11 protein-coding genes are annotated in these 10,310 nt (G+C 74.0%); 3 read left to right on the top strand and 8 right to left on the bottom strand.

The genetic code is table 11. The features are described 5' to 3' along the window. From ACFUEL_RS26945 to rimP, 4 genes are all read right to left on the bottom strand, one after another. A partial coding sequence (locus tag ACFUEL_RS26945; protein WP_380239349.1) for a translation initiation factor IF-2 N-terminal domain-containing protein occupies window positions 1-274 on the bottom strand: 274 nt, incomplete at its 3' end. A 190-nt stretch (window positions 275-464) separates the two neighbouring features. Continuing rightward, window positions 465-767: a YlxR family protein gene (locus ACFUEL_RS26940; RefSeq protein ID WP_380239351.1), complete on the bottom strand. Its 303-nt coding sequence runs from the start codon at window positions 765-767 to the stop codon at window positions 465-467. Window positions 768-868: 101 nt separating this feature from the next. After that, a complete protein-coding gene (gene nusA / locus ACFUEL_RS26935; RefSeq protein ID WP_380239348.1) occupies window positions 869-1,861 on the bottom strand; it encodes a transcription termination factor NusA in 993 nt (330 codons plus the stop codon). A 2-nt stretch (window positions 1,862-1,863) separates the two neighbouring features. After that, on the bottom strand, window positions 1,864-2,406 hold the full coding sequence (rimP, locus tag ACFUEL_RS26930) for a ribosome maturation factor RimP (protein WP_380239347.1): 543 nt from the start codon (window positions 2,404-2,406) through the stop codon (window positions 1,864-1,866). A 228-nt stretch (window positions 2,407-2,634) separates the two neighbouring features. On the opposite strand from rimP, the gene ACFUEL_RS26925 reads away from it, so the two are divergent. From ACFUEL_RS26925 to ACFUEL_RS26915, 3 genes are all read left to right on the top strand, one after another. Then, a complete protein-coding gene (locus ACFUEL_RS26925; RefSeq protein ID WP_380239346.1) occupies window positions 2,635-3,606 on the top strand; it encodes a ferritin-like domain-containing protein in 972 nt (323 codons plus the stop codon). Between the two features lie 324 nt (window positions 3,607-3,930). Continuing rightward, on the top strand, window positions 3,931-4,830 hold the full coding sequence (locus ACFUEL_RS26920) for an aminoglycoside phosphotransferase family protein (RefSeq protein ID WP_380239345.1): 900 nt from the start codon (window positions 3,931-3,933) through the stop codon (window positions 4,828-4,830). A 49-nt stretch (window positions 4,831-4,879) separates the two neighbouring features. Then, a complete protein-coding gene (locus ACFUEL_RS26915; protein ID WP_380239344.1) occupies window positions 4,880-5,434 on the top strand; it encodes a GNAT family N-acetyltransferase in 555 nt (184 codons plus the stop codon). A 7-nt stretch (window positions 5,435-5,441) separates the two neighbouring features. On the opposite strand, the gene ACFUEL_RS26910 is transcribed toward ACFUEL_RS26915, so the two are convergent. The 4 genes from ACFUEL_RS26910 to dxr form a co-directional block, all read right to left on the bottom strand. Next, window positions 5,442-6,317 (bottom strand): GNAT family N-acetyltransferase, encoded by an 876-nt coding sequence (locus tag ACFUEL_RS26910; protein WP_380239350.1) that lies wholly within the window; start codon window positions 6,315-6,317, stop codon window positions 5,442-5,444. Between the two features lie 82 nt (window positions 6,318-6,399). Next, window positions 6,400-7,560 (bottom strand): flavodoxin-dependent (E)-4-hydroxy-3-methylbut-2-enyl-diphosphate synthase, encoded by a 1,161-nt coding sequence (gene ispG / locus ACFUEL_RS26905; RefSeq protein ID WP_033253947.1) that lies wholly within the window; start codon window positions 7,558-7,560, stop codon window positions 6,400-6,402. 126 nt (window positions 7,561-7,686) lie between these two features. Beyond that, window positions 7,687-8,994 carry a M50 family metallopeptidase gene (locus ACFUEL_RS26900; RefSeq protein ID WP_380239343.1) on the bottom strand — a complete coding sequence of 436 codons (1,308 nt, stop codon included), beginning with the start codon at window positions 8,992-8,994 and terminating at the stop codon, window positions 7,687-7,689. A 19-nt stretch (window positions 8,995-9,013) separates the two neighbouring features. Further along, window positions 9,014-10,243, bottom strand: a complete 1,230-nt coding sequence (dxr, locus tag ACFUEL_RS26895) for a 1-deoxy-D-xylulose-5-phosphate reductoisomerase (RefSeq protein WP_380239342.1) — start codon at window positions 10,241-10,243, stop codon at window positions 9,014-9,016. Between the last annotated feature and the right edge of the window lie 67 nt (window positions 10,244-10,310).

Below are 10,310 nucleotides of genomic sequence, written 5' to 3'. Positions count from 1 at the left end.
GGCCGGGGGTGGGGGCGCCCGGCTTGGGCGCGGCCGAACCGGCACCGCCGGACGGCTGGGGCGCCGCGGGCTTCCGCGGGCCCGGCTTCGCGGAGGACGCGCCGCCGGACGGCGGGGTCGCTCCCAAAGCGTCAGTCAACTTGCGTACGACCGGCGCCTCGATCGTCGAGGACGCCGAACGCACGAACTCGCCCAGCTCGGTGAGCTTGGCCATGACGGCCTTGCTCTCCAAGCCAAGCTCCTTGGCGAGTTCGTATACCCGGACCTTAGCCACTTCGCTCCTGTCTATGCGTCCGGGGTATTCGTCCGCCGGACTGCCGTTACTTCATGGGCGTACTCATCGCGTACTCATCGAGTGCTCATCGCAATCTCGACCTACTTCCATCTCGCGAGGTACCTGACTGGGGCGCACGGCGGCGTGCCACGTGCCGTGCGCTGGTGCGTGTTGCCGGGCGCGAGGCCCGTCAGTGGGCCGACTGCCGGTCGGCCGGATCTGCTCCCGCCCCGAGGTGCTCCCGCAGGGCGCCGGGGTCGAGCGCGCCCTGGGCCTTGAGGGCCCGGGGGAACGCCCGGCGGCGGACCGCGAGGTCGAGGCAGTTCGGGTCGGGGTGCAGATACGCGCCCCGGCCCGGCAGAGTGCCGCGGGGATCGGGGACGCATCCGTCCTCGCCCGCCACGACACGCAGCAGCTCGTGCTTGGCCGCGCGCTTGCGGCAGCCCACGCAGGTGCGTTCAGGGCATGCCCGGACATGCGTCCGGCCAGACACGTTCAAGTCTACCCCTCCGAAGGGACTCGCCGCCGCCGAGTAGATTCCCGGGGGCACATGACAACGTTGCTACCGGGCCGCGGCCCGGTTCCTTCTCCGGACTACTGGGGCCCGGCGGGGGCCTCGGTGTCCGGGCGGATGTCGATCCGCCAGCCGGTCAGCCGGGCGGCCAGGCGGGCGTTCTGCCCCTCCTTGCCGATCGCCAGCGACAGCTGGTAGTCCGGCACGATCACCCGGGCGGAGCGCTGGGCCAGGTCGACGATCTCCACCTTCGTCACCCGGGCGGGCGACAGCGCGGCGGCGACCATCTCGGCCGGGTCCTCCGACCAGTCGACGATGTCGATCTTCTCGCCGTGCAGCTCGGCCATCACGCCGCGCACCCGCATGCCGTTCGGGCCGATGCAGGCGCCCTTGGCGTTCAGGCCCTGGCGGCGCGACCAGACCGCGATCTTGGTGCGGTGGCCGGCCTCGCGGGCGATCGCGGCGATCTCCACCGAGCCGTCCGCAATCTCCGGGACCTCCAGCGCGAACAGCCGCTTCACCAGGTTCGGGTGGGTGCGCGAGAGCGTCACCGACGGGCCGCGGACACCGCGCCGCACGCCCACCACGTAGCACTTCAGCCGGGTGCCGTGCCGGTAGTCCTCGCCCGGGACCTGCTCCTGCGGCGGCAGGATGGCCTCCAGCTTGCCGATGTCGACCAGCACGCTCTTCGGGTCGTTGCCCTGCTGGACGACACCGGTGACGATGTCGCCCTCCTTGCCCGCGTACTCGCCGAAGGTCTGGTCGTCCGCGGCGTCCCGCAGCCGCTGCAGGATGACCTGCTTGGCGGTGGACGCGGCGATCCGGCCGAAGCCCGACGGGGTGTCGTCGAACTCCTTCGGCTCGACGCCCTCCTCCAGCTCGGAGGCGTCCTCCAGCGCCCAGACCGTCACGTGACCGGTCTTGCGGTTCAGCTCCACCCGCGCCCGGCGGCGCGAGCCCTCGGTGCGGTGGTACGCGATGAGGAGGGCCGACTCGATCGACTCGACCAGCAGGTCGAACGGCACGCCCTTCTCGGTGACCAGCCCGCGCAGGGCACTCATGTCGATGTCCACGACTACGCCTCCTCTTCCTCTTCGTCCACGTCCGCGATGTCGGCGGCGGCGTCGAGCAGTTCCTCGTCCTTGCGGTTGAACTCGACCTGCACCCGGGCCCGCGCGATCTCCGCGAACTCCAGTCGGCGCTCCTTGGGGCGGCCGCGCCCCTTCACCGGCTGCACCTCGACCAGCGCGCCGTCCTCGTCGCTCTCCAGCACCCGCGCGGTCAGCTCCGCGCCGTCCACCAGCTTCACCGCCGCCAGCCGGCCGGTCGCCCGGCGCCAGTGCCGCGGCTCGCTCAACGGGCGCTCGGCACCCGGCGAACCGACCTCCAGCAGGTACGGGGCCTCGCCCATCAGGTCGGAGGCGTCCAGCTGCTGGCTCACCAGGCGGGAGAACTCCGCGATCGCGTCGAGGTCGACGCCGCCGTCGGCGTCCACGTCGATCTGCACCTGGCGGCGGTTGCCGGCCTGGGTCACCTTTACCTCTTCGAGGTCGAGCCCGGCCTCGGCGGCCAACGGCTCCAACAGGGCACGCAGCCGGTCAGTGGGGGTGGTGCTCATCCGGGTGACTCCTCGGCCGCGTCTGCTGTTGTCGAAGGTGCTAACTCACCGCGAAGCCTATCGGGTCAACCCCCGAACCGCCGATTCCGACCCGGACCGCCCGCACCCCCTGCGAGGAACCTCACAACGGTCGGATACCGTCCAAGCTCCGTACGGGGCCTGTGCGGCTCCGGTAAAGATTCTCCCGACGGGGGGCACCCGGCCCCCACCGATCCCGCTGGAGCCCCGATGCCCCTGCCCGCACGCCGGACCTTCCTGGCCCTCGGGGCGCTCACCGGGCTCCACCTGCTCACCGGCTGCACCGGCGACCACCCCGACCGGCCCGCGCAGTCGGGTGCCGCGGACCCCGACCGCCCGCTGAGGGAGCGTCAACTCGCCGCCACCGACGCCCTGCTGGCGGACTACGACGCCGTCCTCGCCACCGGCACCGCCGACGCCGGGAAGCTCGGCGACCTGCGCGAGGACCTGCTCCAGCACCGCACGGCCCTCGACCCGGCCGCCCCGTCCCCCACCGCCTCCACCTCCCCCTCCACCTCCTCCTCGGCCTCCCCTTCCGCCACCGCCTCCGCCCCGGCCCGGACGGTCGCCGACCTGGCCGCCGCCGAACGGCGCACCGCCGAACTGCGGCTGGCCGACCTCGCCGCGGCCTCCCCGGCGCTGGCCCGCACCCTCGCCTCGGTCGCCGCCTCCGGCGCGGCCCACGCGGCGGCCCTCGGCGACACCACCGCCCCCGCGCCCGTCCCCTCCCCCTCGGCCTCGTCCTCGTCCTCCCCCGAACCGCTCCCCACCGCCGACGCCGACGCCCTGCAGGCGGCCCTCGCCGCCGAGCACGCGGCCGTCTACGGCTACGGCGTGGTCGGCGCCTTCCTCCCCGCCGGGCCCCAGCGCGAGGACGCCCGCGGCACGTACGCCGCGCACCAGGCCCGCCGCGACACCTGGCAGCGCGTCCTGGCCGCCGGGGGCGCCTCCCCCACCGCCGCGGCCGCCGGCTACCGCCTCCCCTTCCCGGTCAAGGACGCCGACTCCGCCGCCCGGCTGGCCGCCCACCTGGAGACCCAGCTCACCGCCGCCTACGCCGACCTCGCCGCGCACCCCGCCTTCCGCGACCCGGCCGCCGCCGCCCTGCGCGAATCCGCCCTGCGCGCCGCCCACTGGGGCGCCGACCTCCCCGCCCTCCCGGGCCTCGCCACCGACCAGTGAGTGCGCATCAGGGAGGCCCCGCCAGGGGCTCGGGGAACGGCGAGTCCGTGCTGCGCATGGGCCCCGTCAGAGGCTCGGGGAACGGCGAGTCCGTGCTGCGCATGGGCCCCGACAGGGGCCCGGGGAACGGCGGGCTCGTGCTGCTGACGGCCGGAGCCCATCGAAGTGTCCGTGCTGCTGCGTGCAGTAACAGAACCGAAAGCCGATGCACGCTCCACCAATGAACCGTCAGCAGACCGGGCCTCGCCGTTCCCCGAGCCCCTGGCGGGGCCTCTCGCCGTTCCCCGAGCCCCTGATTGTGCCCCGGGCCGGATAATCGTCCCCATGGCACAACCTGCGCGGTTCAGCGTCCCGGAGCGTCTCGTCGAGTCGGTGCGGGCGGAGGGCACCCCCGAGGGAGCGGCCTGGCTGGCGGAGTTGCCCGAGCTGGTCGAACGGCGGCTCGCGCACTGGCGGCTGGTCCCGGAGCGGGTGGCCGAGCCGGGCGGCCGGAGCAGCGTGGTGCTGTACGCGCACCGCGCGGACGACCTGGCGCCCGTGGTGCTGAAGGTCGCCCGGCCGTCCGCCGAGGCCGCCGCGCTGCGGGTGTGGGCGGGCCGGGGCGCGGTGCTGCTGCTGGACGAGGCGGACGGGGCGCTGCTGCTGGAGCGGCTGCACGGCGAGATCCCGCTGCGTTCGCTCGCCGAGCCGAAGGCGATGCTGGAGGCCACCAGCCTGCTGCACCGGCTGTGGGTGCCGGCCCCGGCGGGGCACCCGTTCGAGACGCTGGCCGACCGCGCCGGGCGGGCCGCCGCCCGGCTCGCCGAGCGCCGCGCGCTGCCCGCGGCGGACGGCACCGGGCCGCTGGTGGACGAGGCGCTGGAGGCGGTGGCGCTGGCCGGGGAGGGCGGCGACTGGCTGCTGCACGGGGAGTTCCGGCACGGCCGGGTGCTGGCGGCGGACCGCTCCCCGTGGCTGGCGGTGGCGCCGCGCCCGCTGGTCGGCGACCGGGCGTACGACCTGGCCCGCCTGGTGCTGGACCGGATCGACACGCTGGCCGCCTCGCCGGGCCCGCGCGGGGCGGCCCGGCGGCGGCTGGCGCAGCTCGCGGAGGCGGTGGAGCTGCCCGCCGACCGGGTCCGGGCGTGGACGCTGCTGCGGGCGGTGGACACCGCGCTGGGGGCGTTCGCGGCGGGCGACGCGGCGGCGGCCGAGCTCCTGCTGGAGTTCGCGGCCTGGCTGTGAGGCCGGGGCGGTCGGCCGCCCGCGGCGGCAGGTAGTAACGTCCCGCTTCATGGAGCAGCTCACCGGGGTGACGATCGAGGCCATCGACCTGGCGGCGTGGGCGCCCGCCGTGCTGGAGGTCCAGGCGGTCGCGTTCGGGCTGGGGCCGCACGAGGTGGCGGTGCGGCTGCCGATCGTGGGGCGGCACGCGCTGCAGCCGGGGGTGGTGGCGCTGGGCGCGATGGCCGGCGGGCGGCTGGTGGGTTTCGGGTACGGGATGCCGAACCAGCGGTCGCACTGGTGGTCGACGGTGATCGAGCCGTACCTGGCGGCGCGCGGCCACGAGGGCTGGTTGGACGGGGTGTTCGCGGTGACGGAGCTGCACGTGCTGCCGGAGTTCCAGGGCCTGGGCGTGGGCACCCGGCTGATCCGTTCGCTGTGCGGGCGCTCGGGGCTGGACCGGTCGATCCTGTCGGCGATCGACGCGGAGACCCCGGCCCGCCGGCTGTACCGCTCGCTCGGCTACCGGGACCTGGCGTCGGCGGTGCGCTTCCCGAACACGGCCCGCCCGTACGCGGTGATGGGTGCGCACCTGCCGCTGCGCGACCCGGCCCGGCCGTCCTGAGGGCGGGTCAGAACAGCACGCTCATGAACGCGCCGACCTCGCGGAAGCCGACCCGGCGGTAGGCGGCGCGGGCGCGGACGTTGAAGTCGTTGACGTACAGCGAGACGACGGGGGCGACCTCGGCGAGCGCGGTGTTGACCACGGCGGCCATGCCGGTCTCGGAGAGCCGCCTGCCGCGGTGCTCGGGGGCGACCCAGACGCCCTGGATCTGGCAGGCGGCGGCGGTGACGGCGCCGATCTCGGCCTTGAAGACGACCCGGCCGTCCTCGTCGAAGCGGGCGAACGAGCGTCCGCCGGAGACCAGTTCGGCGACCCGGGCCTGGTAGAGCAGTCCGCCGTCGCCGGCCAGCGGGGAGATGCCGACCTCCTCGGTGAACATGGCGACGCAGGCGGGCATCAGCGCCTCGATCTCGGACCGGTCGACCCGGCGCACCAGCGGGTCGGGCTCGACCTCGGTGACGGGGGCGGAGGTGGCCATCAGCGGCTGGTGGGCGCGGACGTCGCGGGCCGGGCCCCAGGAGCGCTCCAGCAGCGCCCAGAGCATCGCGGTGGCCTCGGCGGGGCCGACGATGGAGGAGCAGCGGCGGCCCTGCCGGCGGGCGCGCTCGGCGAAGGCCCGGACGGCCTCCGGCCCGGCGCCCACCGGGACGAGGTTGGCGCCGGCGTAGCAGAGCGCGTCCAGCCGCCCGTGCGCGTCGTGCCAGCCCCACATCTCGCCGCCGAGCCGCCAGGGGTCGAGGCCGACGGCCTCCACCCGGGTGGCGACGAAGGCGTTGGCGACCGGGTCGCGGTGCAGGATCTCCAGCGCGTCGTCGAGGTCGGGGGCCTCCAGCACGCGGGTGGCGGCGAGCGCCCGGGCGGCCTGGAAGGGGCCGGGCAGCATCACACCTCGGTCGAGCACGGGGGCACCTCTCGAACGGGCGGGGCCGCCCGCTGGGGCGGCCCCGCCGGGGGACTTCAGGCCGTCACTCGGCGGCCACGACCACGGGGGCGCCGGATTCGACGCCCTCCTCCTGCATCTGCTCGGCCAGCTTCATGGCCTCCTCGATCAGGGTCTCGACGATCTTCGACTCGGGCACGGTCTTGATCACCTCGCCCTTGACGAAGATCTGGCCCTTGCCGTTGCCGGAGGCGACGCCGAGGTCGGCCTCGCGGGCCTCGCCGGGGCCGTTGACGACGCAGCCCATGACGGCGACCCGCAGCGGCACCTCCATGCCCTCGAGGCCGGCGGTGACCTCCTCGGCGAGCTTGTAGACGTCGACCTGGGCGCGGCCGCAGGACGGGCAGGAGACGATCTCCAGGCCGCGCTGGCGCAGGTTCAGCGACTCCAGGATCTGGATGCCGACCTTGATCTCCTCGGCCGGCGGGGCGGACAGCGAGACCCGGATGGTGTCGCCGATGCCCTCGGCGAGCAGCGCGCCGAAGGCCACCGCGGACTTGATGGTGCCCTGGAAGGCGGGCCCGGCCTCGGTGACGCCCAGGTGCAGCGGGTAGTCGCAGGCGGCGGCGAGCTGCCGGTAGGCGTTGATCATCACGACCGGGTCGTTGTGCTTGACCGAGATCTTGATGTCGCGGAAGTCGTGCTCCTCGAACAGCGAGCACTCCCACAGCGCGGACTCCACCAGCGCCTCGGGGGTGGCCCGGCCGTACTTCTCCAGCAGCCGCTTGTCGAGCGAGCCGGCGTTGACGCCGATCCGGATCGGCACCCCGGCGTCCTTGGCGGCCTTGGCGATCTCGCCGACCTTGTCGTCGAACGCCTTGATGTTGCCGGGGTTGACCCGGACCGCGGCGCAGCCGGCGTCGATCGCGGCGAACACGTACTTCGGCTGGAAGTGGATGTCGGCGATCACCGGGATCTGCGACTTCCTGGCGATGATCGGCAGCGCGTCGGCGTCGTCCTGCGAGGGGACGGCGACCCGGACGATCTGGCAGCCCGAGGCGGTCAGCTGGGCGATCTGCTGCAGCGTGGCGTTGACGTCGGAGGTGAGCGTGGTGGTCATCGACTGCACCGAGACCGGCGCGTCGCCGCCGACCGGCACGTTGCCGACCATGATCTGACGCGAGTGGCGGCGCTGGGCCAGCGGCTTGAGCGGCAGGGAGGGGATACCGAGCGAGATCGCGGTCATGTGTGCGGTGTTTCCTCTGGAGAGGTCGGTGTGCCGGGGCGCGCACGCCGTGCTGGCGGGCGCCCGGCGTCCAACGGTACGGCACGGCCGGGCGGCGGGGCACACCCGGCCGTGGGTGGCGCGCGGCTAGTTGATGCGCACCGGGTTGACGATGTCGGCGGCCATCACGAGGCCGGTGAAGCAGACGAAGATCCCGGCCACCACGTAGGCCAGCGGCATCAGCCGGGCCACGTCGAACGGCCCGGGGTCGGGGCGGCGCAGCACCTTGGCGGCGGTGCGGCGCACCGACTCCCAGAGCGCGCCGGCGATGTGGCCGCCGTCGAGCGGCAGCAGCGGCAGCATGTTGAACAGGAACAGCATGAAGTTCATGTAGGCGAGCATCTGGACGAAGAAGGCCAGCTGCTGGGTGGCGGGCAGGTCCATCGCGAACACGTCGCCGCCGAGCCGGGCCGCGCCGACCATGCCGACCGGGGAGTCCTGCTCGCGCGGGGCGCCGTCGACCACGGCGTGCCACAGGCCGGGGATCTTGCCGGGCAGCTGGGTGAGCGACTCCACGCCGTGCTTCGCCATCTTCGCCATCTCGTCGGCGCTCTCGCCGACCGACAGGTGGTGGACGCCCTGGGCGGGGGTGATGCCGAGGAAGCCCGCGGTGACGGTCCGCCCCTTGATCGGGTACCCGTCCTTGTCCAGCGCGGCGAGGGTGTTGGTCTTGATGTCGGCGGCCAGCGTCTGGGTGCTGCCGTCCCGGTGCCGGACCTCGACGTCCACGTGCTTGCCCGCCGAGTCCCGGATCAGGGCCTGCAGTTGGTCGTAGTCGTGGATCCGCACGCCGCCGAAGGCCAGCACGGTGTCGCCGGCCCGCAGCCCGGCCGCGTTGGCGGGGGACTTCTCGGCGCCGGGCGCGCAGGTGTCGGTCTGGGCGCTGACCGGGACGACGCACTCGCTGACCGACTGGACGGTCGGCGTGGAGCGGGTGACGCCGATGCCCATGAACAGGGTGAGGAACAGCCCGATCGCCAGGATCAGGTTCATGCCCGGCCCGGCGAACATCACGATGACGCGCTTCCACGGCTTGCGGGTGTAGAACAGCCGGGTCTCGTCGCCGGGCTGCAGCTCCTCGTAGGAGGCTTCCCGGGCGTCCTCGATCATGCTGCGCCAGGGCGAGGAGGAGCGCTTCGTTATCCGGCCGTCCGCGCCGGGCGGGAACATGCCGATCATCCGGATGTAGCCGCCGAACGGGATCGCCTTGAGGCCGTACTCGGTCTCGCCGCGCCTGGTCGACCAGATCGTCTTCCCGAAGCCGACCATGTACTGCGGCACCCGGATGCCGAACAGCTTGGCGGTGGACAGGTGGCCGAGCTCGTGCCAGGCGATCGAGAACAACAGCCCGACCACGAAGATCAGGACGCCCAGCACCCACATCAGCCTGTCCACCGCGTCGCCTCCGTCGTCCCTAACCTGCCGCCAGTTCCCGGGCCCGGGCGCGGGCCCAGTGCTCTGCCTGAAGTACGTCCTCCACCGTGAGCGAAGTTCCCGCCGCCGGGGTGCCGTGTTCGGCGACCACCTTCGCCACAGTGTCCACGATTCCGGTGAAGGGCAGTGCGCCCTTCAGGAAAGCGTCCACACATTCCTCGTTCGCGGCGTTGAAGACCGCGGGGGCCGTCCCGCCGAGCGTACCGACCTCGCGGGCCAGCTCGACCGCCGGGAAGGCTTCGTCGTCCAGCGGGAAGAACTCCCAGGTCGCGGCCTTGGTCCAGTCGCAGCCGGGCGCGGCGTCGGGCACCCGGTCGGGCCAGCCGAGGCCCAGCGCGATCGGCATCCGCATGTCCGGCGGGCTCGCCTGGGCCAGCGTGGAGCCGTCCGTGAACTCCACCATCGAATGAACGACCGACTGCGGATGGACCACCACCTCGATCCGGTCGAAGGGCACGTCGTACAGCAGGTGCGCCTCGATCACCTCGAGGCCCTTGTTCACCAGGGTCGCCGAGTTGACCGTCACCACCGGGCCCATCGCCCAGGTCGGGTGCGCCAGCGCCTCCGCCGGGGTGACGCCCGCCAGCTGCTCGCGGGTGCGGGTGCGGAACGGGCCGCCGCTGGCCGTCACGACCAGCTTGCGGACCTCGGCCCGGGTGCCGCCGGACAGCGCCTGGAACAGCGCGGCGTGCTCGGAGTCCACCGGCACGATCTGGCCGGGCTTCGCGACCGCCTTGACCAGCGGGCCGCCGACGATCAGCGACTCCTTGTTGGCCAGCACCAGCACCCGGCCGGCCCGCAGCGCGGCCAGCGTCGGGGCCAGGCCGATCGAGCCGGTGATGCCGTTGAGCACCGAGTGGCACTCCAGCGCGGCCAGCTCGGTCGCCGCGTCCGGGCCCGCCAGCACCTCGGGCAGCGGGGCGCCGCCGGCCCGCGCGGCCAGCGCGGCGCGCAGCGGCGCCTCGGCGGCCGGGTCGGCCACCGCCACGGTGCGCACGCCCAGCGCGAGCGCCTGCTCGGCGAGCAGCTCCACCCGGCCGCCGGCCGCGGACAGCGCGACCACCTTGAACCGGTCGGGGTTGCGGAGCACCACGTCGACGGCCTGGGTGCCGATCGAACCGGTCGACCCCAGGACGACCAACTCCCGGGGGCCCTGCGGGTCCCGGACGACCGGTGTGAAGCGCGACTGCGGATGGGCGAGCGAGTTCATGCCCCCCATTGTGTCCTGCCGCGGGCCCCGCGACGGACGCCCCGCCCGTCCGGCCGGGAGCCGGGCG

It is taken from the genome of Kitasatospora sp. NPDC057198 (genome assembly GCF_042670125.1).
GTDB lineage: Bacteria > Actinomycetota > Actinomycetes > Streptomycetales > Streptomycetaceae > Kitasatospora.
This window is presented reverse-complemented; position numbering and strand designations above follow the sequence as displayed.